This is a genomic window from Variovorax sp. 10N420, assembly GCF_056394705.1.
Map to the genome: position 1 here is coordinate 132,650 of NZ_JBFTIJ010000007.1, position 25,352 is coordinate 158,001.

General features: G+C 63.9%; 24 protein-coding genes. 11 read left to right on the forward strand and 13 right to left on the reverse strand.

Annotation, left to right across the window (positions count from 1 at the left end):
- Window positions 1-40: 40 nt before the first annotated feature.
- Together AC1DEK_RS19375 and AC1DEK_RS19380 are read right to left on the reverse strand one after the other, a co-directional pair.
- Window positions 41-487, reverse strand: coding sequence for an acyl-CoA thioesterase (locus tag AC1DEK_RS19375; protein ID WP_478126892.1), 447 nt, complete (start codon window positions 485-487; stop codon window positions 41-43).
- Window positions 484-1,413, reverse strand: a complete 930-nt coding sequence (locus AC1DEK_RS19380; protein ID WP_478126893.1) for a histone deacetylase family protein — start codon at window positions 1,411-1,413, stop codon at window positions 484-486. The genes AC1DEK_RS19375 and AC1DEK_RS19380 overlap by 4 nt, the downstream gene beginning before the upstream one ends.
- A gap of 173 nt (window positions 1,414-1,586) precedes the next feature.
- Here AC1DEK_RS19380 and AC1DEK_RS19385 point away from each other — a divergent pair, with 173 nt between their 5' ends.
- Both AC1DEK_RS19385 and AC1DEK_RS19390 read left to right on the forward strand, forming a co-directional pair.
- Window positions 1,587-2,144: a phasin family protein gene (locus AC1DEK_RS19385; protein WP_478126894.1), complete on the forward strand. Its 558-nt coding sequence runs from the start codon at window positions 1,587-1,589 to the stop codon at window positions 2,142-2,144.
- Between the two features lie 328 nt (window positions 2,145-2,472).
- Window positions 2,473-3,231, forward strand: coding sequence for a 3-hydroxyacyl-CoA dehydrogenase (locus AC1DEK_RS19390; protein WP_478126895.1), 759 nt, complete (start codon window positions 2,473-2,475; stop codon window positions 3,229-3,231).
- Here AC1DEK_RS19390 and AC1DEK_RS19395 read toward each other — a convergent pair.
- Entirely contained in the window at window positions 3,179-4,141 is a 963-nt protein-coding gene (locus AC1DEK_RS19395; protein WP_478126896.1) for a YihY/virulence factor BrkB family protein, read from the reverse strand. The genes AC1DEK_RS19390 and AC1DEK_RS19395 overlap by 53 nt on opposite strands.
- 81 nt (window positions 4,142-4,222) lie before the next feature.
- On the opposite strand from AC1DEK_RS19395, the gene dnaG reads away from it, so the two are divergent.
- The 4 genes from dnaG to AC1DEK_RS19415 all read left to right on the forward strand — a co-directional run bounded on the left by dnaG (window position 4,223) and on the right by AC1DEK_RS19415 (window position 11,230).
- On the forward strand, window positions 4,223-6,169 hold the full coding sequence (gene dnaG, locus AC1DEK_RS19400; RefSeq protein WP_478126897.1) for a DNA primase: 1,947 nt from the start codon (window positions 4,223-4,225) through the stop codon (window positions 6,167-6,169).
- Window positions 6,170-6,443: 274 nt separating this feature from the next.
- Window positions 6,444-8,765 carry an RNA polymerase sigma factor RpoD gene (rpoD, locus tag AC1DEK_RS19405; protein ID WP_478126898.1) on the forward strand — a complete coding sequence of 774 codons (2,322 nt, stop codon included), beginning with the start codon at window positions 6,444-6,446 and terminating at the stop codon, window positions 8,763-8,765.
- An 87-nt stretch (window positions 8,766-8,852) separates the two neighbouring features.
- Window positions 8,853-10,091 (forward strand): multidrug effflux MFS transporter, encoded by a 1,239-nt coding sequence (locus AC1DEK_RS19410; RefSeq protein WP_478126899.1) that lies wholly within the window; start codon window positions 8,853-8,855, stop codon window positions 10,089-10,091.
- A gap of 5 nt (window positions 10,092-10,096) precedes the next feature.
- Window positions 10,097-11,230 (forward strand): HPP family protein, encoded by a 1,134-nt coding sequence (locus tag AC1DEK_RS19415; protein WP_478126900.1) that lies wholly within the window; start codon window positions 10,097-10,099, stop codon window positions 11,228-11,230.
- Here AC1DEK_RS19415 and AC1DEK_RS19420 read toward each other — a convergent pair.
- Complete coding sequence (locus AC1DEK_RS19420; RefSeq protein ID WP_478126901.1) at window positions 11,175-12,125, reverse strand: LysR family transcriptional regulator; 951 nt, start codon at window positions 12,123-12,125, stop codon at window positions 11,175-11,177. The two genes, AC1DEK_RS19415 and AC1DEK_RS19420, sit on opposite strands and share 56 nt — an antisense overlap.
- A gap of 101 nt (window positions 12,126-12,226) precedes the next feature.
- Between AC1DEK_RS19420 and AC1DEK_RS19425 the strand changes: the two genes are divergently transcribed.
- The gene (locus AC1DEK_RS19425; protein WP_478126902.1) at window positions 12,227-12,844 is read left to right on the forward strand and encodes an NAD(P)-dependent oxidoreductase; all 618 of its coding nucleotides are present in this window, start codon (window positions 12,227-12,229) and stop codon (window positions 12,842-12,844) included.
- Window positions 12,845-12,961: 117 nt separating this feature from the next.
- On the opposite strand, the gene AC1DEK_RS19430 is transcribed toward AC1DEK_RS19425, so the two are convergent.
- The 7 genes from AC1DEK_RS19430 to AC1DEK_RS19460 form a co-directional block, all read right to left on the reverse strand.
- A complete protein-coding gene (locus tag AC1DEK_RS19430) occupies window positions 12,962-13,363 on the reverse strand; it encodes an SRPBCC family protein (RefSeq protein ID WP_478126903.1) in 402 nt (133 codons plus the stop codon).
- 41 nt (window positions 13,364-13,404) lie between these two features.
- A complete protein-coding gene (locus tag AC1DEK_RS19435) occupies window positions 13,405-14,109 on the reverse strand; it encodes an ABC transporter ATP-binding protein (protein WP_478126904.1) in 705 nt (234 codons plus the stop codon).
- A complete protein-coding gene (locus AC1DEK_RS19440) occupies window positions 14,102-14,953 on the reverse strand; it encodes an ABC transporter ATP-binding protein (protein ID WP_478126905.1) in 852 nt (283 codons plus the stop codon). Before AC1DEK_RS19440 ends, AC1DEK_RS19435 begins: the two co-directional genes overlap by 8 nt.
- Entirely contained in the window at window positions 14,950-15,921 is a 972-nt protein-coding gene (locus tag AC1DEK_RS19445; protein ID WP_478126906.1) for a branched-chain amino acid ABC transporter permease, read from the reverse strand. The genes AC1DEK_RS19440 and AC1DEK_RS19445 overlap by 4 nt, the downstream gene beginning before the upstream one ends.
- The gene (locus AC1DEK_RS19450; RefSeq protein WP_478126907.1) at window positions 15,921-16,793 is read right to left on the reverse strand and encodes a branched-chain amino acid ABC transporter permease; all 873 of its coding nucleotides are present in this window, start codon (window positions 16,791-16,793) and stop codon (window positions 15,921-15,923) included. The genes AC1DEK_RS19445 and AC1DEK_RS19450 overlap by 1 nt, the downstream gene beginning before the upstream one ends.
- A 151-nt stretch (window positions 16,794-16,944) precedes the next feature.
- Window positions 16,945-18,120, reverse strand: coding sequence for an ABC transporter substrate-binding protein (locus AC1DEK_RS19455; RefSeq protein ID WP_478126908.1), 1,176 nt, complete (start codon window positions 18,118-18,120; stop codon window positions 16,945-16,947).
- A 202-nt stretch (window positions 18,121-18,322) separates the two neighbouring features.
- Window positions 18,323-19,111 (reverse strand): GntR family transcriptional regulator, encoded by a 789-nt coding sequence (locus tag AC1DEK_RS19460; protein WP_478126909.1) that lies wholly within the window; start codon window positions 19,109-19,111, stop codon window positions 18,323-18,325.
- A 146-nt stretch (window positions 19,112-19,257) separates the two neighbouring features.
- Between AC1DEK_RS19460 and AC1DEK_RS19465 the strand changes: the two genes are divergently transcribed.
- The 4 genes from AC1DEK_RS19465 (at window position 19,258) to AC1DEK_RS19480 (ending at window position 23,350) form a co-directional block, all read left to right on the forward strand.
- Complete coding sequence (locus tag AC1DEK_RS19465; RefSeq protein WP_478126910.1) at window positions 19,258-20,376, forward strand: 5-methyltetrahydropteroyltriglutamate--homocysteine S-methyltransferase; 1,119 nt, start codon at window positions 19,258-19,260, stop codon at window positions 20,374-20,376.
- Window positions 20,377-20,538: 162 nt separating this feature from the next.
- Window positions 20,539-21,207 (forward strand): glutathione S-transferase family protein, encoded by a 669-nt coding sequence (locus AC1DEK_RS19470; RefSeq protein WP_478126911.1) that lies wholly within the window; start codon window positions 20,539-20,541, stop codon window positions 21,205-21,207.
- Window positions 21,204-22,583, forward strand: a complete 1,380-nt coding sequence (locus AC1DEK_RS19475) for a phospholipase D-like domain-containing protein (protein WP_478126912.1) — start codon at window positions 21,204-21,206, stop codon at window positions 22,581-22,583. Before AC1DEK_RS19470 ends, AC1DEK_RS19475 begins: the two co-directional genes overlap by 4 nt.
- 80 nt (window positions 22,584-22,663) lie before the next feature.
- On the forward strand, window positions 22,664-23,350 hold the full coding sequence (locus tag AC1DEK_RS19480) for a dienelactone hydrolase family protein (protein WP_478126913.1): 687 nt from the start codon (window positions 22,664-22,666) through the stop codon (window positions 23,348-23,350).
- 13 nt (window positions 23,351-23,363) lie between these two features.
- Here AC1DEK_RS19480 and AC1DEK_RS19485 read toward each other — a convergent pair whose 3' ends face one another.
- Complete coding sequence (locus AC1DEK_RS19485; protein ID WP_478126914.1) at window positions 23,364-24,512, reverse strand: ROK family protein; 1,149 nt, start codon at window positions 24,510-24,512, stop codon at window positions 23,364-23,366.
- Window positions 24,513-24,533: 21 nt separating this feature from the next.
- Complete coding sequence (locus AC1DEK_RS19490; RefSeq protein ID WP_478126915.1) at window positions 24,534-25,322, reverse strand: alpha/beta fold hydrolase; 789 nt, start codon at window positions 25,320-25,322, stop codon at window positions 24,534-24,536.
- Between the last annotated feature and the right edge of the window lie 30 nt (window positions 25,323-25,352).

Here is a 25,352-nt window from a genome sequence, read left to right on the forward strand (position 1 = left end):
TTCGCTTCATCAAAAAATGGCGTCCTCGGACGCCATTTTTTTATCCGCGCTCGAATCGAAGTTCGTCGACCACCGAAAGGAGTGCAGCTGAAAGCTTGACGGGCCGCTGTGTGTCGCGGTCCACGTAAACGTGAACAAAATGCCCCTGGGCAGCGGCAGTGTCTGCGCCCTCGGCGAACAAGCCGACTTCGTAGCGCACGCTCGAACTCCCGGCATGGGTCACGCGAATGCCCGCCTCCACAGTCTCGGGAAAGGACAGCGGCGCGAAATAGTTGCATTGAGTCTCGACGACGAATCCAACGGTCGTGCCTCGATGGATGTCGAGAGCGCCGCGGTCGATAAGGTACGCGTTGACGGCAGTGTCGAACCAGCTGTAGTAAACGACGTTGTTGACGTGGCCGTACATGTCGTTGTCGCCCCAGCGCGTCGGGATGCTGCGAAAAGCCCGATAGCTGCTGCGGTTCTGAGGGGAGGGTCGATCACTCATGGCGCGGCATTGTGCCAGCGGCGCCAATACTCGAAAGCGACGCGAAACGTGCCCAACTGCACCTGGACGGTGTCCGCAATGTCGGCCGCATAGCCACCTGCCATGGCAAACGCCAGCGGAATGCGCCGCTGCCAGGCGAAATCGAACACACGCCGATCGCGCGCCTCCAGGCCGTCGAAGCTCAGCTTGAGCCGGCCAAGGCGGTCACGTTCGAAAGGGTCGGCGCCTGCGAGATAGATGATCAATCCTGGCGTGAAGCGCCGTTCGAGTTCGTCGAGCGCCAGTTCGAGCGCCGCCAGGTAGTCGGCGTCTCCACAGCCATCGGGAAGTTCCACATCCAGGTCACTCGCCTCTTTTCGGAACGGAAAGTTCTTCTGGCCGTGCATCGAAAGGGTGAAGACGCTGCCATCACCACGGAAGATGCTGGCTGTTCCGTTGCCCTGGTGAACATCCAGATCGACGACGGCCACCTGGAGCGGTAAGCGGCCGCGGCGCCCGTGTTCGGCCTGCATGAGCCTGGCGGCCACCGCGGCATCGTTGAAGACGCAGAAGCCGCCGCCCTTGCCCGCACTCGCGTGATGCGTCCCACCAGCCATGTTGCCCGACACCCCCTCGGCCAAAGCCGCTCGGCAGGCGGCGATCGTTGCGCCAGTGGAGCGGCGCGAGCGCTCGACCATCGCCTCGCTCCAGGGGAACCCGATCTCGCGCATGGCCTCTGTCGACACACTCCCGTCGCTGATGGCGGCAATCCATTCCGGCGTGTGCGCGAGCGCGAGTTCACCGTCACTCGCCCGAGGTGCCTCGATCATTTCGACCTGCGGCTGATGACGCTGGAGGCCGTCGCGCAGCATGGCGTAGCGCCCCATCGGAAAACGATGTCCGGGCGGCAAGGGCAAAACAAACTGGCCTGAATAAAACGCACGCATCGGAAACATTGTCAGGTGCTGATTTAGAAATCACGTTCTAAATTGCTGCAACGCAACAAGAATCCTCTTGTTTACAAATCTCAGCTGCCTATACTTGCGTCCATGCTGCACCGCAACATGAGTCGAGGGGCAGCGCAACGCGAATCCACCTTTTACTTCTACTGGAGCACCTCATGGCCCTCACCGCAGACCAACTCATCGCAGTGCAAAAAGCAAACCTCGAAACCCTGTTCGGCCTGACCACCAAGGCTTTCGAAGGCGTCGAGAAACTCGTCGAACTGAACGTGACCGCTTCCAAGGCTGCTTTGACCGAAGCTGCCGGCACGACCCAAGCTCTCCTGAACGTCAAGGACGCGCAAGAACTGCTGTCCCTGCAAGCCAGCCTCTACCAGCCCCTGGCCGAAAAGACCGCTGCCTACAGCCGTCACCTGTATGACATCGCCCAAGGCACCGGCGCCGAGTTCACCAAGGCTTTCGAAGTCAAGGCCGCTGAAGCTCAGCAAGCATTCGTCGGCCTCGTCGACAGCGCTGCCAAGAACGCTCCGGCCGGTTCGGAAACCGCCGTCGCCGTGATGAAGAGCGCAGTGGCCGCCGCCAATAACGCTTTCGAATCGGTGCAGAAAGCCGTCAAGCAAGCGAGCGACGTCGCTGAAGCCAACTTCCAGGCCGTGTCGACCACTGCCGTGAATGCAGCCAAGAGCACCGCTCAAACCGCTACGCGCAAGCGCTAAGCAAGCAAGCAACGATTGTCTCCTTGGGTCCTTCGGGATCCAATTCAGGCCCCCGTCCTCGGACGGGGGCTTTTTTTTGCTCGCCCCCAGGCTCGCGCACTTCGTGTCGCTCTCCACCCCCGGCCGGGGGCAACACCGGTGGCCCGGCGAAGCCGGTTCCACGGTGTTCCTGTTGCTCGCCCCCAGGCTCGCGCACTTCGTGTCGCTCTCCACCCCCAACCGGGGGCAACACCGGTGGCCCGGCGAAGCCGGTTCCACGGTGTTTCTGGAAATTCGCTCTCTTTGCGGGCTGCTCTTTGATAATTGCGCAATTCTTTTGGAGACTTGGATGCAAATCGACGGCAAGGTTTTTATCGTGACGGGTGGGGCTTCGGGGCTTGGCGAGGGCACGGCTCGGATGCTGGCGGGCAGCGGGGGCAAGGTGGTGATTGCCGATATGCAAGCCGAGAAGGGGGAAGCGGTCGCCAAGGAAATCGGCGGGGTTTTCGTCAAGTGCGACGTGAGCCAGGAGGCGGATGGGCAGGCTGCGGTCGCTGCGGCGCAGAAGTTGGGCAAGCTGATGGGGCTGATCAACTGCGCGGGCATTGCGCCGGCGGAGAAGACGGTTGGCAAGACGGGGCCGCATGCGCTGGCTGTTTTCAGCAAGACCGTCACCGTCAATCTGATTGGCAGCTTCAACATGATTCGCCTTGCGGCGGATGCAATGAGCAAAAACGAGCCTGAGGCTACGGGTGAGCGCGGTGTGCTGATTTCCACTGCCTCGGTCGCGGCCTATGACGGGCAGATCGGGCAGGCTGCGTACAGCGCATCGAAAGGCGGCGTCGTGGGCATGACGCTTCCCATCGCCCGTGACCTGGCCCGCAACGGCATCCGCAACATGACGATCGCACCGGGCATCTTCGGGACGCCGATGCTGTTCGGCATGCCGCAGGAAGTCCAGGATGCGCTCGCCGCCAGCGTGCCCTTCCCTTCGCGCCTTGGTACGCCTGACGACTACGCCAAGCTCGCCAAGCACATCATCGAGAACGACATGCTCAACGGCGAGGTGATCCGCCTCGACGGCGCGATCCGTCTGGCGCCGCGCTGACACTTCCCAGGGCGCCTTCGGTGTCACCGTCAGGCATCAGGCTGCCGGTGCGCTCGAGGCGCTCGTATTGCGCGATCACCTGAGCGCCGAAAAGCACCAGCGTCGCCGCGATTTCCAGGCTCAACAGGACCACGATCGCGGTCGTCAACGAGCCGTAGACGACGTTCACCTGCGAAAGCGTCGCGAAATAGAGCACCAGCAGGCGGCGCGTCACTTCCCACAGCAACGTGGCGGTGATTCCGCCGAGCAGCGCATGCCTCAGCCTGAGGTGGCCGACCGGCATGACGAGGTAGAGCGACGTCAGCATCAGGATCTCACCGGCCAGTCCCAGCAGATACAAAAGCAGGCCGGAGACGCCCGACAACGACCACCTGTGGCCGAGCAGATCGATGCTCTCCTCCCCGATGATCTGCAGCGCTCCGGACACGAGTGTGACCAACAACAGGCCTACGCACAGGCAGAGGATGTAGACATACGGCATCACCACCGAAACGAGAAAGTGCCGGGAGTGATCCGCCTTTCGATGATGAAAAATCACTGCCATCGCGCTTTCGAGCACCGTGAAAGCGAGCGAGCTGAAAAAGATCATCGTCACCAGCAGCACTGGCCCGAGCACGTCCGCGTGCGTCAGAAAATTCGAGAGTTCGGCGACGATGGCGCGCGATTGCCCGGGTAGCAGCCATTCCAGATAGCGCCCCACGGCTTCGAGCAGCGCGGCCTGTTCGATGAAGTGCGACAAGGCGATCACGCTCACGATCAGAAGCGGCACGATCGACAGCAGCGCGTAGTAGGCAACAGCACCGGCCAGCAACAGCCCCTGGTTGGCCCTGAAGGCTTTGAGCGCCTGCCAAATGAACCGCAACGGGTGGCGCAACAAGGGCGCTGCGTGGATGATGTTTCGGCGAATCATGCGTCTACTTCGGGAAGGCCAGTATGCCGCCGGCCGGCGACTGATCGATGGCTTGCGTATCATCTGCCGCTCTCCGCCTACATGACCATCCCCGCTTCATTCATCCAGGAACTGATCGCGCGCGCCGACGTGGTGGAAATCGTCGGGCGCTATGTTCAGCTCAAAAAGGCGGGCGCCAATTTCATGGGGCTCTGCCCCTTTCACGGGGAAAAGTCCCCTTCGTTCTCCGTCAGCCCGACCAAGCAGTTCTATCACTGCTTCGGCTGTGGCGCACATGGCAACGCGATCGGCTTTCTCATGGAACACGGCGGCATGGGTTTTGTCGAAGCCGTGCAAGACCTTGCGGGCCAATATGGCCTGCAGGTTCCCGAGGACGATGCCTCCCCCGAAGAACGCGCCCGCGCCGCTGGTCAAAGGCAGAAGCAGGTCACCCTTTCCGAAGTACTCGAAAAGGCCGGCGAGGCGTACCGGAAGCACCTTCGACAGGCGCCGGGCGCGATCAACTACCTGAAAGCTCGGGGAGTGTCCGGCGAAATCGCGCGGCAGTTCGGCATCGGCTACGCGCCGGCGGGCTGGCGCACGCTGGCCAGCGTGTTTCCCGACTACGACGACCCGCTGCTGGTCGAAAGCGGCCTGGTGATCACGGGCGAACCCGAGGAAAACGGCGAAGGCAAGCGCTACGACCGCTTTCGGGACCGCGTGATGTTCCCGATCCGCAACGTCAAGGGCGAATGCATCGGCTTCGGCGGACGGGTATTGGGCGACGAAAAGCCCAAATACCTGAATTCGCCCGAAACACCGGTCTTCAGCAAGGGGCGCGAGTTGTACGGGCTCTACGAAGCACGTGCGGCCTTCCGTGACAGGGGCTATGCCCTCGTCACCGAGGGATACATGGACGTGGTGGCACTCGCCCAGTTGGGCTTCCCGAACGCGGTCGCAACCCTGGGCACCGCCTGCACGCCGGAGCATGTCCAAAAGCTATTTCGCTTCACCGAATCCGTCGTCTTCAGTTTCGACGGCGACGCCGCCGGCCGCCGCGCTGCCCGAAAGGCACTTGACGGCGCGCTCTCGTACGCGACCGACGTGCGCAGCATCAAGTTTCTCTTCCTGCCTGCCGAACACGACCCGGACAGCTTCATTCGAGAGTTCGGCGCCGACGCTTTCGCGCGCTTCGTCAACGACGCGACACCTCTCAGCCGCTTCTTGATCGAAGCAGCCAGCGAAGGCTGCGACCTTGGCACGGCGGAGGGCCGCGCCCACATGTCGAGCAATGCGCGGCCACTCTGGACCGCTCTCCCGGACGGCGCCCTGAAGCGCCAGTTGCTCGCCGAAATCGCCGCGTTGGCGCAATTGAGCGGGCAGGACCTTGAACGGCTGTGGGCGCCGTCGGCGGCGAGAACCCCCGCTCCCGCGACACCATCGCTGCCGCCGGATGAAGACTGGAGCGCCTGGGACGGTCGAAACGAGTGGGTCGACGAGCATCCTCGGAGTTCGTCCGAACGTCGGCGATTCAAGTCTTCCAGAGCGCCTGTACCTCGACCGCCACCCGGGGGGCGCAAGCTGCCGACCAGTCGGCCGGACGTCGCGGCAAGACTCATCCTGTCGAACATGGCGGAGTGGGAGGGCCTGTCCCATGAACTGCACGCCCTGCTCTGCGACCTGCCCGGCGAGCACGGGCTGCTTTTTGCCTGGCTCGACAGCCAATTGCATGAGCACGGGATCCAATCCTGGGCCGCATTGCGCGAGGGCCTGCGCGGCCAACCGCTCGAAGCGCTGGCTCTTCGCGTAATGACGGGCCCCGACGGAAGCCCCATCGGCAATTCAGAGGGCGAACAAGCGGCCGACGCCGCCCGGGAATTGCGCAGCGTGCTCGACTACATGCTGGACGACTTGCTCAAGTCGCAACAGACGGAGGCCATCGAAGCAGCCAAGACCGACCCGCATGCGCTGGAACGCTACAAGGCCCTCCAAGCACGTCGCCTCGAACTGCGACAGCGCCTTAAATCAAGCACCACGGACGGGGCTTGAAAAAGCTGTAACAGCTATAATTTAAGGCTTCGCCAGAACGCGAAATAGGCAAGAGCGACAGCAGCACCTCCGGGCCGACCCCAAGCGCAATGCACTTCCCAACGGGAAACGGGTCAATACACCGCAAGGACTGCACACCAAATGTTCGCCCGACATCTTGCCTTTTGATGGCCGTTCGAGGACCTCGCGTCCTCGCTGCCTCATTGTTTGTGCTCCCGCCTGCGCCGGTTTTGGCGCGTTGATTCCGTTGGTCCATCTTGTTGTACGAGGTTTTATGCCCAGTTCAAAGAAGCCTGCCGTGTCTACCGCCAAAAAACCGGCTGCAGAAAAGCCATTGAAGCCATTGAAAAAAGCCGCGCTGCCGGCAACCAAGACGGGCGCCGCCGCGTCCAAGGCGTCTGCAGCAACGAAAGTGAATACCGTGCCTACGAAAACGACCACCACCGCTGAAACCCTGAAACCCGCCGCAAAGAAAGTCGGCCGTCCTCCCAAGGCAGCCGGTGCGCCCGCCGCAACGGGCGGCGCAAAGCGCGGCCGCAAGCCCAAAGCGGGCAACGAGTCCGTCTCCAGCGACATCGATCTGTCCGACATCGAAGACGATCTGGCGGGTGAAGAACCGGTCGTCGCCGCGACCGAAGAAAAGGTCAAACCGCTCCGCATGAAGATCAGCAAGGCGAAGGAACGCGCCTTGATGAAGGAGTTCGGCCTTGACGAGACCGTGCTGTCCGAGGAAGACCTCGCAAAGCGCCGCTCGCGCCTCAAGACCCTGATCACGCTCGGCAAGACCCGCGGCTACCTGACGCACGGCGAAATCTCCGATCACCTGCCGGACAAGCTGGTCGACGCCGAAACCATGGAAGTGGTGGTCACCATGCTCAACGACATGGGCGTGGCCGTGTACGAGCAGACGCCCGATGCCGAGACTCTCCTGCTGAACAACACCGCTCCGACCGCCACGACGGTCGAAGAAGCCGAGGAAGAGGCCGAAGCGGCGCTTTCCACGGTCGACAGCGAATTCGGCCGCACCACCGACCCCGTACGCATGTACATGCGCGAAATGGGCACGGTCGAACTGCTCACGCGTGAAGGCGAAATCGAAATTGCCAAGCGCATCGAAGGCGGCCTGATGGCGATGATGGAAGCCATCTCGGCTTCGCCCGCCACCATTGCTGAAATCCTGCGCCTGGGCGAAGACATCCGCGAAGGCAAGGTCGTCATCTCGACCATCGTCGACGGCTTCTCGAACCCGAACGAGGCCGACGACTATGTGGCCGAAGAAGACTTCGACGAGTTCGACGAGGAAGACGACGACGACGGCAAGGGCGGTTCCAAGGCGCTCACCAAGAAGCTCGAGGAACTCAAGCGCGACGCACTCGAACGCTTCGACCGTATCGCAGTGTTGTTCGAAAAGATCCACAAGATCTACGACAAGGAAGGCTACGGAACGCCGTCCTATCAGAAGGCACAGCACTCGCTCTCCGAAGAGCTGATGACCATCCGCTTCACCGCCCGCACCATCGAGAAGCTGTGCGACCTGGTGCGCACGCAGGTCGATGACGTTCGCAAGAAAGAGCGCGAACTGCGCCGCATCATCGTGGACAAATGCGGCTTCCCGCAGGACGAGTTCATCCGCGACTTCAGCGGTTACGACAAGAACGGCAACCGCGTCCCGTCCAACCTGCTCAACCTCAAGTGGGTCGAGAAGCAGGCTGCCGCAGGCAAGCCCTGGAGCGCCGTGCTTTCGCGCAACATTCCGCCGGTGCAGGAACTGCAGCAACGTCTGGCCGACATCCAGTCGCGCGTCGTGGTGCCGCTCGCCGAGCTCAAGGACATCAACAAGCGCATGAACGAAGGCGAATCGTCTTCGCGCGATGCCAAGAAGGAAATGATCGAGGCCAACCTGCGTCTCGTGATCTCCATCGCCAAGAAGTACACCAACCGCGGCCTGCAGTTCCTCGACCTGATCCAGGAAGGCAACATCGGCCTGATGAAGGCGGTCGACAAGTTCGAATACCGTCGCGGCTACAAATTCTCGACGTATGCGACTTGGTGGATTCGCCAGGCGATCACCCGCTCGATCGCCGACCAGGCGCGCACGATCCGCATCCCGGTGCACATGATCGAGACCATCAACAAGATGAACCGCATCAGCCGCCAGCATCTGCAGGAGTTCGGCTTCGAGCCTGACGCGGGCATCCTGGCTGCGAAGATGGAGATCCCGGAAGACAAGATCCGCAAGATCATGAAGATCGCGAAGGAGCCGATCTCGATGGAAACCCCCATCGGCGACGACGACGATTCGCACCTGGGCGATTTCATCGAGGACAGCAGCAACACGGCGCCGATCGAGGCCGCGATGCAAGCCGGCCTGCGCGACGTGGTCAAGGACATCCTCGACAGCCTCACGCCGCGCGAAGCCAAGGTGCTTCGCATGCGCTTCGGCATCGAGATGTCGACCGACCACACGCTGGAAGAAGTCGGCAAGCAGTTCGACGTGACCCGCGAGCGCATCCGCCAGATCGAAGCGAAGGCGCTGCGCAAGCTCAAGCACCCGTCGCGTTCCGACAAGCTGCGCAGCTTTATCGATACCCTGTAAGCTCGCATTCGCTGCAAGCAGAGAAGATGGCGCCCTCGGGCGCCCTTCTTTTTTCCGAAAGCCAAGAATCGACTGGAGCCACCGCGCATGAATCCCGACGCCGACAAACTCTGGCTGGCCCCGCGCTGGGCGCTGGCCATTCTGCTGGCAGTGCTGGGCATGCTCGGTCCGTTCTCGATCGACACCTACATCCCCGCTTTTTCAGGTATCGCTCACTCCATCGGCGCCACGCCCGTGGAGATGCAGCAGACGCTCTCGGCGTATCTCTTCGGCTTTGCTTTCATGAACCTGTTCCACGGGGCACTGTCGGACAGCTTCGGCCGCCGCCCGGTGGTGCTCTGGGGGCTGGTCGTCTTCACGGTCGCTTCGCTCGGCTGCGCGTTGTCGCAGACCATCGGACAGCTGGTGCTTTTTCGCGCGCTTCAGGGCTTGTCGACGGGGGCCGGCATCGTGGTGTCCCGGGCAGTGATCCGTGACATGTTTCCGCCCGCCGAAGCGCAGAAGGTGATGAGCCAGGTCACGATCTATTTCGGCATTGCGCCGGCGATCGCGCCGATCGTGGGTGGATTCCTGTTCGTGAACCTGGGCTGGCACAGCATTTTCTGGTTTCTGGTCGCGGTGGGCGTGGTGCTGTTCATCGCCAACTACAAACTCCTTCCCGAGACGCTGCACGCCGAGCACCGCCAGCCCTTCGAGGTAAAGCACCTGATGCGCGGCTACTGGGAGCTGTGCTCCGACCCGCGTTTTCTGCTGCTGGCGCTCGCGAGCGGGGTGCCTTTCAACGGCATGTTCCTGTATGTGCTCGCCGCGCCGGCGTTTCTCGGCGAGCACCTGTCGCTCGCACCGACGCAGTTCTTCTGGTTCTTCCTGCTGACCATCGGCGGCATCATGGCTGGCGCATGGGCGAGCGGCCGGATGGCCGGCAAGGTGGCCCCCAAGCGGCAGATCCGCGATGGTTTCGTCATCATGTTGGCGACTTCCCTCGTGAACGTCGTCGCGAACGCGTTGTTCACCCCGCATGCGGGCTGGGCGTTGTGGCCGCTGGCGGTGTTCGCCTTCGGGTGGGCGCTGATGGTGCCGGTCATCACGCTGCTGGTGCTCGACTTGCATCCCGAGCGCCGCGGCATGGCTTCATCGCTGCAAGCCGTGATCGGATCGACCGCCAACGGCGTCGTCGCAGGCGTGATCGCGCCGCTGGTGATGCATTCGACGCTGGCACTCGCGGGCACCTCGATCCTGATGCTGGGCATCGGCCTTGTCGCATGGGTCTGGCTGCACGGGCGCTGGCCGGAGATCGGGCGCCTTGTCGCCGGGGCAGCCGCATGAGGCTCATGAGAATCGACGCGCTGCCCACTTTTGCTCGGGCCTGGATCCCAGGTCGCACTGCCGTCAATGGGCGCGAGCGCCTGCGGGCGGCAACCGGCGCCTTGGCCGGCTTGCTCGTCACGGCAGTGTTGTGCCAATGGATGGTTCACATGGCGTGGGGCAGCACCTGGCTGATCGCGCCGCTCGGGGCCAGCGCCGTTCTGGTTTTCGCAGTGCCGGGGAGCCCGCTGGCGCAACCTTGGTCCGTGATCGGCGGCAATACCGTCGCCGCCCTGGCGGGCGTTGCCTGTGTGCAGTGGCTGCCGGACGGCCCTTGGGTCGGCGCCATTGCCGTTGCGCTCGCCATTTCGTTGATGTTCGCGCTTCGCTGCCTGCATCCGCCGGGCGGCGCCGTTGCGTTGCTGGCGGTCCTGACACACGCGACGCAATTCTCCTTTGCGCTTTTTCCGACTTTCGCCAATTCGCTGCTGCTGGTGCTGGCAGGCGTGCTCTACAACAGCTTGACGGGCCGCCGCTATCCGCACGTGCAAATCGCGCCGCGGCAGCCCACTACAGACAGCCGCTTCAGTTCGGCGGACGTGGACGCGGTTCTGGCGCGCTACAACCAGGTGCTCGACATCAGCAGAGACGATCTCGAATCGCTGATCCGCGAGACCGAAATCGAGTCATGGCACCGGAGGCTGGGCACGGTGCATTGCGTCGACATCATGTCGCGCGACCTCGTCTCCGTCGAATTCGGCACGACGCTGCAGGAAGCGTGGTCGCTGATGCACGCCCGGCGCATCAAAGCCCTGCCCGTCGTCGACAAGACCCGGCGCGTGGTCGGGATCGTCACGCAGGCGGATTTCTTCAGGCATATCGATCTGCAGCACCACGAAGGCTTGGGCGGCCGCCTGCGCGATTTCATCCGGGCGACGCGCACCGTCATGTCGAGCAAGCCCGAAGTCGTGGGCCAGATCATGACGCGCCAGGTGCGTGTAGCCAGCGAGGACCGGCCCCTCGCCGAACTGGTGCCGTTGTTCTCGGAAGGCGGCCACCATCACATCCCGATCATCGACGACGAAAAGAGGCTCGTCGGAATGATCACGCAGTCCGACTTCGTGCGCGCGCTGTATCGCGCCGTGGGGCCCCAGGACTGAGCGGCCAGAAGGCCGGGTCTGCGAAGCACTCCACCAGAAAGTCGAGCAGCGCACGCAGCGAGGCCGGCATCTGGCGCCGTGAACCATATAGCCCGTATACACCGAGCGGCTGCGGCACGGCGTCCGGCAGGAGTGGCACCAAACGCCCGTCCGCAATCGGCGCACGAACGGCATACGCCGGCTGCATGGCGATGCCCGCGCCTTCGATGGCCGCCGAAAGCAGCACCTGCGATTCGTTGGCACTCAGATTGCCGCTGACCGGCACCGCAACCCGCTCGCCCGCCTGCTCGAACTCCCACAGGCTTTTGCCGAAGTAGGAGTAAGTCAGGCAGTTGTGGGTCGCCAGGTCTTCCACGCTCGATGGCTTTCCGTTTGCAGCCACGTAGGCGGGCGCAGCACAGATCACCGAATCGCATCGGCCGAGCGGGCGGGCGATGAGGTTGGGATCAAGATCGTTGGTGATCCGGATCGCCAAGTCGATCCGTTCTTCGACCAGGTTGACGGACTTCGCACCCATGTGGAGGTCGATGGAAACCAGCGGATGGCGGCGCAGGAATTCGGAGACGGCGGCGGCAAGCACCTCCTGGGCCAGAGAGTGCGAACTCGCTACCCGTAGCAGTCCTCGCAGCGTGTCGGCATCCGCCGCGGCGGCGGCTGGCATCTCCGCGGCCACTTCGAGCATGCGCCGGCAGCGCACAAGGGTTTCCGTCCCCGCTTCAGTCAGGCTCACGCGTCGGGTCGTGCGATGCAGGAGCCGCGCTCCCGCCCACTGCTCCATCTGTGCAAGGTGGCGCGAGACCATGGCGCGTGACATGTCGAGCGCCTCGGCCGCAGCTGTCATGCTGGCCCGCTCGGCAATCGATACGAAGACTTCAGCGGCGGCAATACGGTCCATATTCGACCGAATTCTGCAACAAACCTGCGCGCTCAACGGTGTTTTTAGACCGACCGGAGAAACATACGATCGATCGCACCCATCTTCGTACAAGGATCACCATGAGCAAAATCGCCCTCCTCGGTATCTCCGGCAACGCCGGTTCTCGTATCGCCCACGAACTGCTTCAACGCGGCCACACCGTGAGCGGAATTGCCCGCAAGGCGGAAGGCGTCGCGCCACACCCGCAACTCACCGTGAAGACTGCGGATGCCACTTCCGTCGATGCGTTGGTCCCGCTCCTTCGGGGCCACGATGCCGTGATCAGCGCCACCCGCTTCGTCGGCGGGAGTGATGCCGAAACGCTGATTGCAGCGACCAAGAGCGCGGGCGTGCCACGGCTGCTAGTTGTCGGCGGAGCAGGCAGCCTGGAGGTAGCGCCCGGCAAAGCCTTGATCGAGACGCCGGAGTTTCCAGACGCCTACAAGGCGGAGGCCAGCGCCGGCGGCGCGCTCCTGAAGCGGCTGCGCAGCGAGAAGGAACTGGACTGGACCTTTCTTTCGCCATCGGCGCTGTTTGCGCCCGGAGAGCGTACGGGCAAGTTCCGGCTCGGCGGCGATCAACTGCTGACGGACGCGAATGGCAAAAGCTGGATCTCGATGGAGGACTACGCCATCGCGCTGGCCGACGAGCTCGAAAGGCCCAAGCACTCGCGCGTTCGCTTCACCGCCGGATATTAGGCACACCCCCAGGCTCCGCGCACTTCGTGTCGCTCCTCCACCCCCTTGCAGGGGGCAACACCGGCGGCCCGGCTTAGCCGGTTCCGCGGTGTTTCTGGAAGAGAGGCGCTGCTGTGTTCAAGGGTTTGCTTCGAGGGTTCGCTTCATTGCGCGCATGCCCTCTTCGATCATGGCAGCGATCGGGGCGGCCATGGCATTGGGCAGGAGGTCGGCGATCCAGACGAGCCTGCTGGTGCCGGCCTCATCGGCGAAGACTTGCAGAGATGCGTTGTGATGCGTGAGACGGCCGCCGCTGGCGGACCAGACGATGCGGCGGGCGGCTTCGTCGAGGTCGACGATCACCTCTCGCGCGACGATGCCGTTGGCGAAGGTGACGATTCGGGCATCGTCGCCGTCCATGCGGCAATCACTGACGAAGCCCGGGACCAGGCGGCGATGAATTTCGCCGACGTCGCGGACGGCATCCCAGATGGCGGCGGCGCTTGCCGCCACCTGAATCTCGCGTCGAATGGAAGCCATGGCCTGATCTCCTCACGAAGATGAAGAACTGAGGCCGGAGATTAGCGCGAAACCCCCAGCAAACGCTCCAGCACTTCGGGTTGCGTGCGCAGCGTGGCCGCCCGGTCGGCATGGACGACCGTGCCATGGTCCAGCACGACCGCTTCGTCGGAAATCGCAAGGATCGCCTGTGGATGCTGTTCGACGACGATGGCTGACAGCCCCTCGCCTTGCGTGATGCGGCGAATGGCGCGAAGCAGTTCTTCCACGATGATGGGCGCGAGGCCTTCGAGCGGCTCGTCGAGCAGCAGCAGCGTCGGATTGACCACCAGCGCGCGCCCGACCGCGAGCATCTGCTGCTCGCCGCCCGACAGTTGCGTTCCGAGGTTGGACTTCCGCTCGGCCAGTCGAGGGAACATCTCGTAGACGCGCTGCGGGTTCCACTTGCCCGGGCGGGCGACGGCGGTGAGGTTCTCGTGCACGGTCAGCGACTTGAAGATGTTGCGCTCCTGCGGCACCCATCCGATGCCCGCTGACGCGCGCTGGTGTGACGACAGCTTGTGCAGCGCCACGCCGCCGAGCGAAATGCTGCCGCCGTGCTGGCGCGTCGCGCCCGCGAGCGTGTTGATCAGCGTGGTCTTGCCGGTGCCGTTGCGGCCCAGCAGCGCCAGCGTCTGGCCTTGTCCGATGGCGAGATTGACGTCGTGCAGCACGACCGCCTCGCCGTATCCGGCGCTCAGGTTTTCGATGCGCAGCAATTCAGACATGTCGGGTCTCCCGCCCGGCCGTCCCAAGGGAGGCCTGCGCCCCCTCGGGGGGCTGCGAACCAATGTGAGCTTGGGGGTCCACATCACTTCCATGGCCCAGGTAGACCTCTTTCACCCGCGGGTCGTTGGCGATCGTGTCGGGGTCGCCTTCGGTCAGCAGGGTGCCGTTGACCAGCACGGTCATCCGGTCGGCAAAGCTGAAGACGAGGTCCATGTCGTGCTCGATCAGCAGCACGGACACATCGGCCGGCAGCGCGGCGACGGTTTCGAGCAGTTCTTCGCGTTCGCCGGCAGGCACGCCAGCGACGGGCTCGTCGAGCAGCAGGACGCGCGGCTCGCAGGCCAGCGCAATGGCGATTTCCAGCAGACGGCGCTTGCCGTAAGCCAGATGCTTCGTCCGTTGCTGCGCCACGTCCGCGAGCCGGAATTGCTCCAGCAGCCGACCGGCCCGTTCGGCCACCTGCTTCGACGCGCCGAGCGGCCGCCACCAGTCGGTGCCGACGCCGGAGTGCTGGGAGACCACCAGCGCGAGCGTCTCCAGCGGCGTCATCGAATCGAACAGCTGGTTGATCTGGAAGGTGCGAACCATCCCTCTCGCCACGCGGCGGTGCGGCGCAAGGCGCGTAATGTCCTCGCCTTCAAGGACGATGCGGCCCTCGGTGGGCGTGAGCACGCCGGTCAGCAGATTGATCAGCGTCGTCTTGCCGGCGCCGTTCGGGCCGATCAACGCATGGCGTGCGCCGCGATGCAGGTTCAGCGTGACATTGTTGGTGGCCGTGATCCCGCCGAAGCGCATCACGAGGCCCGTTGCGGAAAGGACGATGTCGTTTGCCGTAGCGGTCATGGCTTGACTCCCGCGCGGGCGCCGAACCACGTCCACGGCTTGAACAGCCGATCGCGGCCGACCAGCACCATCAGCACAAGGATCAAGCCGATCCAGAACATCCAGTACTGCGGCGTGACGCTGGAGAGCGTGTCCTGCAACAGCTTGAAAACGATGGCGCCAACCACGCCGCCGTACAGCCAGCCAACCCCGCCGATCACCAGCATCAACAGCACGTCAGCCGAGCGGTCGAACGAAAGCACGTCGAGCGATGCGAAGCCGGTGGTCTGCGCAAGCAACGCGCCCGCCGCTCCGGCCGCTGCCGCCGCGATCGTGTAGATCACCGCGAGGCGCGAAACCACGGGAATTCCGATCGCCATGGCGCGCAGCCGGTTGTCGCGCACGGCCATCAGCGTGGCACCGAAGGGCGAATGCACAAGGCGGCGCATCAGCAGGAAGAGCAGCAGCAGTACGGACATCGAATACCAGGCCGCCGTGCGACCGAAGAGATCGAAGTCGAACAAACCGAGGACGGGACCCATCACCACGCCCTGCAATCCGTCGGCGCCGCCGGTGAGCCAGTCGAGCTTGTTGGCAAGCTCCAGGAGAAGCAGCGCGGTTCCGAGCGTGACCATCAGTCGCGTGAGATCGGTGCCGCGCAGGATGGTCACGCTGGCCATTGCGCCGACGACCGCGCACACCACGATCGCGACCAGCAGTCCGACAGTCGGGTCGGGCATCACGTGCTTGGCAAAGAGCGCCGCCGCATAGGCACCGAGCCCGAAGAACCCGGCATGTCCGAGCGACACGATGCCGGTGTAGCCGAGGATGAGATCGAGCGACATCGCGAACAGCCCGACGATGGCGATCTCGTTGATCATGAGCGCATGGGAGGGGAAGACCAGCGGCAGTACGAAAGCCACGGCCCAGACGACGAACTCCCAGGGTCGCCAGCGCGCCTTGCGCAAGAGCGGTTGCTGAAAGTCCATCAACGCGCTCCCTTGCGCGTAAACAGGCCCTGCGGCCGCCACATCAAGATGAAGATCATCAGCAGGTACACCGTGAAGGCGCCCATCTTCGGAATGAAATACTTGCCGGCCACATCGGCGATGCCAAGCAGCAGCGCAGCCAGCAGCGGCCCGGTGATCGATGAGGTGCCGCCGACGGACACCACGATGAGGAAGTAGATCATGTACTTCAGCGGGAAGGTCGGATCGAGGCCGAGGATCTCGGCGCCCAGCGCACCCCCCAGGCCGGCCAGCCCCGAGCCCACTGCGAAAGTCAGCAGGAACACCACGTTCACGTTGATGCCCATGCCGGCGGCAACCCGCGGATCATCGACGGCGGCGCGAAGCCGGCTGCCGAAGCGCGTCTTCGTGAGGATCAGCTGAAGCACCACGGTCAGCAACGCGCACACGGCGATGATGAAGATCCGGTAGTGGCCCATGCCCAGCATCAGCGCGCCGTCACCGATCTCGGTGCGTCCGCGAAGCCATTCGGGCAGGTGGATGTTCTGCTGCGAGGAGCCGACGAAGTAGTCGACCGCCGCGACCGCCATGAACGCAAGGCCGATGGAGAACATCACCTGGTCGAGGTGCGGCTTGCCGTACATCGGACGATAAAGCGTGCGCTCTAGCAGCGCGCCCGCGGCGCCGACGACGATGAACGCGAGCGGCAGGCAAAGGAGAAAAGGCACGCCGAGCTGTTGCATGGCGAATACCGTCAGGTAGCCGCCGGCCATGGCGAATGCCCCGTGCGCCAGGTTGATGAAGTTCATCAGCCCCAGCGTCACGGCCAGGCCGACCGCGAGCACGAACAGCAGCATGCCGTAGGCGATGCCGTCAAACAGAATGGTTAGCATGGCTCGCCCCCAGTCTTCGCGCACTTCGTGTCGCTTCGCCTACCCCCTACCGGGGGCAATACCAGTGGCCCGGCGGAGCCGGTTCCACGGTATTTTCCGAATGGGGTGGGGGCGGATTTTGCGTTGTCAGCGGTCAAGGGCGGGGGGTGCATCACTGCTTGGTCTTGCCGGGGTCTTTGACGTTTTTGATGACGTCGAACTCGACGTTGTAGAGCTGGCCGTCTTTTTTCTCGACTTTGCGCAGGTACACGTCTTGCACGATATCGCGGGTCTGGGCGTCGATGAGGACTTGGCCGCGGGGGCTTTCGAAGACTTGGCCCTTCATTGCGGCGAGGAGTGCTTCGCCACCGCCTTGGCCCTTGGTCGTCTTGAGGGCGTCATAGATGACGCGCATGCCGTCATAGCCGCCGACGGCCATGAAGTTGGGGCGCATGTTCTTGTTGGCCTTTTCGAAGGCTTCGACGAACTTCTTGTTCATCGCCGAGGGATGGGCCGCCGAATAGTGGTGCGAGGTGACCACGCCCAGCGCGCCGTCGCCCATGTCGTTGAGCTGATCGTCGTCCGTCACGTCGCCGGTGGCGATCAGCTTGATGCCAGCCTTGTCCATGCCGCGTTCGAGGAACTGCTTCATCACGGCCGAGCCCGCGCCGGAGGGCACGAAGACGAACAGCGCGTCAGGCTTGGCGTCGCGCACTTTCTGCAGGAAGGGCGCGAAGTCGGGATTGCGCAGCGGCACGCGCAGCGAATCGAGCACCTTGCCGCCGTTGAGCTGGAAGCGCTCCTTGAAGTACTTCTCGGCGTCGTTGCCGGGGCCATAGTCGGAGACCAGCGTGACCACGGTCTTGATTCCGTTCTTTGGCGCCCAGTCGCCCATGGCCACCGAGACCTGCGGCAGCGTGAAGCTCGAGCGCACGACGTACGGAGACGCTTCAGTGATGCTCGACGTGGCAGCCGCCATCACGACCAGCGGCGTCTTCGACTGCGTGGCAATCGGTGCGACGGCCAGCGCGGATGGCGTGATGCCCATGCCGGCGAGCACGTTCACCTTGTCGTTGACGACCAATTCCTGCGCCAGGCGCTTGGTGACGTCCGGCAAGCCGGTGTCGTCCTTGACGATCAGTTCGACCTTCTTGCCCGCGACGGTGTCGCCGTTCTGCGCCATGTAAAGACGCGCGGCGGCCTCGATCTGGCGCCCGGTGGAAGCCTGCTGGCCGGTCATCGGAAGGATCAGGCCGATCTTGAACGTGTTGTCCGCGGCGAATGCCGAAGGCATGGCCAGCGCAATGGCGGTCAGGCTGGCAGCCTTGACGAGATGACGACGAAGCATGGAGCTCTCCTTTTCGATAGGTGCTGAATTGGCGAAACGGTGGATATTGTGACGAGATGCAAGTGGACGCGGGCTTCGGCAAACACCTAGCTTGCCGCCGCAGCATCGGATTTCTGCGCGATCATGAAATTGGACGCGCGATCATCGCGCAATGGGGGGTGGCAGAGGCAAGTCATGCAGGTCCATCGTGCGGGTGCAATGTTCAGGTTCGGCGGCGGATGAGATTCACGCCCGGCAAAGGATGCGCCTGCAGGCCGTGCAGCGCCTCGCGGAGGTTGCGCTGGGCGATGCGGCTGTGCTCGCGCATCAGCGCCTCGGCGCGGGAACCCTCGCGGTTTTCGATCGCGTCCAGCACCTGCCAATGCTGGTCCTGTGCGATCAGCAGCATGTCTCGAGCGGCAGGCGCATTGGCCTGCACGACGACGAAGGCCGATGGCGATGCGAAGGGCAAGTTGGTGACGCGCTCGGTCTGCATGCTGATCAGCGGGCTCGCGGACAGCTCGGACAGCAGGCGATGAAACTCTTCGTTGAACGCCACATAGCGCGAGAACGCGGCATCGTCCAGCGCCGGTTCGCACAACAGCTCGTCGATGCGCTTGAGACACGCGCGGGCCTCGCGCAGCACCACCGGCGCCACGCCGCGCTCCGCTGCGAGCCGCGCCGACAACCCTTCCAGCGTGCCGCGCAACTCGATGGCGTCCGACACGTCACGCTCCGAGAAAGTCCGCACGGCATAGCCACCGTTGGGCAGCGCCTCCAGCAAGCCCTCCTGCTCGAGGCGCATCAGGGCGCTGCGCACCGGGGTTCGGGAGACGCCGAGCAATTCGGAGATGGCGACTTCGGCAATGCGGGCACCGCCGGGCAATTCGCCGGCGAGCACCATCTCGCGCAGGCGCAACTGGGCCTTGACGGCTTGCGAGCCGCCCGCTTCGGGTTCGCCGAACGCGGCGGCGACGGCATGGCTCGTCGCAGGATGGATGCGGTCATTCACGGGATACGGACTGTATACACACGAACCCAGAAAATTGACCAGGCCACCGGGTTTCGAGGGTAAACACTCATCCCGGTGTATCCGCTGCGCATCAGTCCTGTGCGGATACGATCGACCGTTCTATTCCAGTTTTGACGGAGCCACCTATGTCCCAGCATGCCCAACTGCCTGCCCGCTATGACCATGTCGGCAGCTTCCTGCGCCCCAAATACCTGCTCGAAGCCCGAGAGCAAAAAGCCAAGGGCGAAATCACGCCCGAGCAGCTTCGAAAGGTCGAAGACAAGGCCATCACGGAGATCGTCAAGTTCCAGGAAGACGTTGGCCTCAAGAGCATCACCGACGGGGAATTCCGCCGTACCTATTTCCACATCGACTTTCTCGAACAGCTCGGCGGCGTGAAAACGGATATTCCGGTCACGATCCGCAAGGCCGACGGCACAGAGGAACTTGCCCCGCCGGTGATGCGCGTGATCGACAAGGTCCGCCACGCCAAGAACATCCAGCTGGCGGATTTCCAGTACCTCAAGAGCCAGGTGTCCGCCGGGAGCACGCCCAAGGTCACGATCCCCTCGCCCACCATGCTGCACTTTCGCGGCGGCCGCGCCGGCATCAGCAAGGAGGCTTACCCGGAACTCGATCCGACCTTCTACGACGATGTGGCCAAGGCCTATGGCGACGAGCTTCGCTCGCTGGCTGATGCCGGTTGCACCTATGTGCAGATGGACGACACCAATCTCGCCTACCTTTGCGACGAAAGAATGCGCGAAGCAGCCCGCCAGCGCGGCGACGACCCGAACGAACTGCCGCACCGCTATGCCGCCTTCATCAACAAGGTCGTCGCGCAAAAGCCGGCCGGCATGACGCTGGCGATGCACCTGTGCCGCGGCAACTTCAAGAGCACGCACGCCGCAGCCGGCAACTACGAGCCGGTGGCCGAGGCGCTGCTCAAGGAAATGGATCTCGACGCCTACTTCCTCGAATACGACGATGCGCGCTCGGGAGACTTCCGTCCCCTGCGCTTCCTGCCGAAGGGCAAGACGGTCGTGCTGGGCCTAGTGACCACCAAGTTCGGCGAAATGGAAGACAAGGACGAGCTCAAGAGCCGCATCGAGGCCGCCGCCAAATACGTTTCGCTCGACCAGCTCGCCCTGTCGCCGCAATGCGGTTTCTCCAGCACGGTGCACGGCAACAACATCGCTGTCGAGGCGCAACGTGCCAAGCTGCGTCTGGTCATAGAGACAGCCCAAGAGGTCTGGGGGGGCTAGAGGCTAGGCTCGCCCCCAGGCTGCGCGCACTTCGTGTCGCTTCGCCGACCCCCTGCCGGGGGCAACACCAGCGGCCCGGCAAAGCCGGTTCCGCGGTGTTTCCCGAAGATGCCGTTCCGGCGGGCGGTTTGTTTTGGCGCTGGGGTGAAGTAGGCTTCGGGGATGAAGCTCTTCACCGGTCCCCTCAGCATGTTCGGCGCCAAGGCGCAGATCGCGGCTCTTGAGAAAGGGCTGCCGTTCGAATGCGTGATGGTGCCATTCGACCGCGACGACAACTACGAGCCCAAGCATCCCGATGTGCTTCGGATCAACCCGAAGCAGCAGGTGCCGGTGCTGGTCGACGGCGACCTCGAACTGTTCGATTCGACTCAGATCTTCGAGTACCTCGAAGATCTCGTTCCCGATCCACCGCTGTGGCCCGCCGAAGTCTCCGCGCGTGCCCGGGCGCGACAACTCGAACTCAAGTCGGATGAGGTTTTCTTTCCCCACGTCGTGAAGCTCTTTGGGCTGCAGGACGACATGCAAAGTCCCGCGGCGCGGGCGGCGTGTGCTGCGTGCGACCGCTTTTGCAAGGACCTGGATCTTCTTCTCGAAGGCCGCGACTATCTCGCCGGCCCCTATTCGTACGCCGATATCGCGTTCTACATGGCGCATGTATTCGCCGATCGCAAAGGAGCCGGCATGACATCTTCCACCCCGCGGTTGGTCGCCTGGCGTGATCGCGTCGGCGAGCGGCCCGCGGTGCGCGAAGTGGTCGGCGCAATGATGCGTTTCCTCGCATCGCACGGGCGGCCGGTGCCCGCGTTCCTGCAGTCGCATCTCCGCACGTGAATCAGATCGACGAGTTGCTCGACTGGCTGCCGTCGCCGTCGCAGCATTTGCTGGTCGTCACGTTCGCGCTGCTTGTCTATGTGCTGACGACCCGCGGGCGGCGCGAACAGCGCGCGCCTTCGACAGCCATCGCCTGGGTCATGGGACTTGCGCTGATGCCCTACGTCATCCTTCCCATGTACCTGTTGTTCGGCCAACGCAAGCTCCGGCCGGCGGGCTCTCCCCGTCCGCCGCGCACCGGCCCGACGGGGCATTGGGCCGCCGACTTGATCGAGAGCTTCGGCCTGGCGCCGCCCGGGCCCTGCGACATTCATTTCCATTCCGATGGCGCGGCTGCGCGCGATGCGCTCTTCGAGGTGATCGAACGCGCACGGACGCGGCTCGACGTCGGCACCTTCATCATCGGTGATGACGCGCTGGGACATGAAGTCATCAACCGGCTGTCGCGGCGCGCGCGGGAGGGGGTCGCGGTGCGCGTGCTGCTCGATGGTTTCGGCGCGCTTTCACTGCCGCGCTCGCACTTCGACACGCTGCGCGAAGCGGGCGCCGAAGTCGCGGTGTTTCGTCCCATCTTCAGCCTGCGGCGCACCGGCCCGCGAAACCTGCGCAACCACCGCAAGCTCACCATTGCCGACGACCAATGGCTCTGGTCGGGCGGCCGCAATCTTGCTGGCGAGTACTTCACCGGCAACGACGATCATCCGATTCCATGGCGTGACCTGTCCTTCGATCTCCAGGGCAGCGTGGCCGCCGCGGCGGCGCGGCAGTTCGACCATGACTGGTCGTCGGTGCGCAAGCGCAAGGCGCGCGCCTCGGCCGCCGTCGAAACGACCGCTGGAGGCGATCTCGCGCAGTTCCTGCCGAGCGGCCCCGACCAGACCGAAGACACGGCCCACGCCCTGCTCATCGACGCCTGCTTTCGCGCCGAACAACGGCTGCTCGCCATCACTCCTTACTTCGTGCCGGGCGACGGACTGCGCGACGCCTTGCGCCTGGCCGCGCGGCGCGGCGTGCAGGTGACGATCGCCATCCCGGCCCGATCGAATCACCGTCTGGCCGACTTCGTTCGCGCACGCGCGATGCGCGACCTCGCTCGCGCAGGGGTCACCTTTCGCATGTTGCCTTTCATGGCGCACGCCAAGGCCGTGGTGGTGGACGAAGACCTTGCGATGTGCGGATCGATCAACCTCGACCTGCGCAGCTTGCTCATCAACCATGAGGCGGCCGTGGTGTTCTACGGCCAGCGCCAGATCGATTGGCTGGCGCAATGGATCGAAACCACCGCTTCGGCCGGTGAGACCTACCGGGCGCGCCGGCCGGGCCTCCTTCGCGATCTGGCGGAGGGGCTGCTTCTCACTATCGCGTTCCAGCTCTGACCGAGCGCCGGGCGGCCATGGCGGCAATGCCTCGTTGTCCGATACTCGCTTCTCGTCGCAAGCAACTTCAGGAGAGATGCATGACAAAGCTCGTCCAGTTCAACCGGCCCGATGGCGGCGCCGTTCAAGGCTACCTTGCAGAAGCCGACAAGCCCTTCGGCTCCGTCGTGGTGATCCAGGAATGGTGGGGATTGAACGATCAGATCCGCGGGGTGGCCAATCGGTTTGCAGAAGCAGGGTTCACCGCCCTGGTGCCAGACCTGTATCGCGGAAAGTCCACGGTCGAAGCCGAGGAAGCCCATCACCTGATGGACGGCCTGAACTTCGCGGACGCGGCGTCACAGGACGTCCGTGGGGCGGTGCAGTTCCTGAAGGCGCGCGGTGGCAAGGTAGGTGTCACAGGCTTTTGCATGGGCGGAGCGGTCACCCTCCTCGCCTCGACCATGGTCCCCGAGGCCGACGCCGTGGTCGTGTGGTACGGCTACCCGCCGCTGGAGTACGTCGATGCGTCGAAGATCACTGCGCCGCTGATGGGTCACTGGGCCACGCAGGATCAGGCCTTTGCGATCGCAGGCGTCGAAAGCCTCGAAGAAAAACTGAGTGCCGCGGGCGTCCGCTACGAAGGGCACCGCTACCTGGCGCACCATGCCTTCGCCAACGAGGAAGCGCAGGGCCCGGGACGCATCCCGATCACGCAATACGACGCCGTTTGGGCGGAACGCGCCTGGGATCGCACGGTGCGATTCTTCGGCCGCGAACTCGCCTGAAACCAGGCGCACGTCAGCGATTCGTTTTCTTCTGGGTGCCCTTCCCCGATTCGGCGGACTTGTTCGTGTAGCTCGCGTTGCCGAGCCCGGTACCGATCGTCAGGATCGCCCAGCGCTCCACGTCGTGCATGAAGGGCAGTTCGCTCAGGCCTTGGACCACCGCATCGTTGTGCATCAGCGCGACCGTGGGGTGTCCGCCGATCAGCGGGATTTTTTTGCAAAGCTCGCTGGGCAGATGGAAATGCTCGCTCTCCCAGTCGCCCGGCAGGTTCTGCGCACCGCGCGCGATCGATCCGTCCTTGCGAATCAACCCGGGACATCCGATGCCGATGAACGGGGCAAGTCGAATGCCCTTCTTGTCGCAATGCCGCATCTGCTTGGCGAGCATTTCCGCGAGCGTTTCGACCAGGATCTTGCGGCTGGGACCGTCGTCGGCATGGCGCCATTTCTCGCGGTGAACCACCTTGGCCTTGGAGAGGTCGGCTGAGCGCCTGATCCGCGTCTTGACGACGCCGCAGCGCACATTGGTGCCGCCGATGTCGAGCGCAAGAATGGCGTCGCGGCCCTTCAGCAGCGGCGGCGGAACCAGGTGCACCCAGCCGAGAAGGCCGCCATCGTCGGTCTCATGCGAGATGCGGCCCAATTGCACCGACTGCCCCATTTCCTGGAGGATGGCCGCGGCCTGCAGGATCGCGCGTTCGCCGACATCGCTTTCCGGAAACCCGCCGCCAATCACGACCCGCTCGACGCCTTTCCATGACGGGTGACGCATGAAGCGGTCGATCACCCAAGCCAGGTCTTCCGCGAATTCCTCGATGACGGCATGCACGACATCGGCGGCCCGTGAGGCCTCTTCGCCGATGGCCTTGTCGAGGACCCGCTTGCTCAGGTCCCTGGAATGACGCCTTCCCAGCGGGTCAGTCCCCTTGCGTCGGCTGCGGCGGCGCCAGCGCTCGAGCAGCTCCCTGAAGGCTGTCTGGCTGGCCGCATCACCGACAAAACCGTCCTTGTCGCGCAACTGCAGGCTGTAGCCCTCGACCACCACCGAAGGGAGTTCGCGTGCGCCATGCACGTCCGGTAGGGGATGCGCGTCGTTGTCGTTTCCATCCTTGCTTTCGTTCTTCTCTTTCTTGTCTCTCTTCTCTTTCTTTTCTTTTGCCATCGTGTTCCCCGGGTGCGCCGTTCAGTCGGCCGTGGTCGCCAGTATCAGCTTTGCGGTTTCGTCCGGCGCGTCCCAGTGGGGATAGTGTCCGCACCGGTCAAACCAGTGGACGCGAGCGTCCGGAAAGAGTTGCTGCGCGCGAGCGGCCTGGATCGGGAAGCAGAGCCGGTCGAAGCGCCCCCAACCGATCACGAGTTGCTTTTCGAGACTGCCGACCAAAGCGCCTTCCTGCGGCGACCCTTGTATGAGGTTCTTCAGGACCAGGTTGAAGGAAGCTGCCGATGCGAAGTTGCGCATTTCATCCAGGACCAGCGAAGGCGAAAGACCGGCGGCGCGCGCCGAGACGTGCCCCAGCAGCAGCACGCGCGACCATTCGTTGGCCGTGATCGCCGGCATGGCGAATTGCAGTGCACGCGCCATCCGCCAGGAAAGGCACACGGATGCTCGATACGCATGGCGCTCCCAGCCTTCCCAGAAGCCGAGCGGACCAAGCGACACGACCGCCCCGACCACGCCGCCGCGCCGCGCCAGTTCCAGAATGAGTTGCCCGCCCACTGAACTGCCGGCGGCATCGATTCCGATCAGATCGTGTTCCTTGAGAAACAAAGCGACCGCATCGCACAGAGTGCCAATGGAGACTTCGCCGTCCAGTTCAGGGCTCTTGCCGAACCCCGGAAGGTCGATGGCCACCACGCTGCGCTCTGCAGCCAGCGGCGTCAGGATGGTCCTCCACGAACGCCAGGTGCCTCCCAGGCCGTGGATGAGCAACAAGGGCTTGCCTTCACCGCGTCGGACGTAGTTGATGCGCACGCATTCATTCTGCTTTCAGCCGCTGCGCTG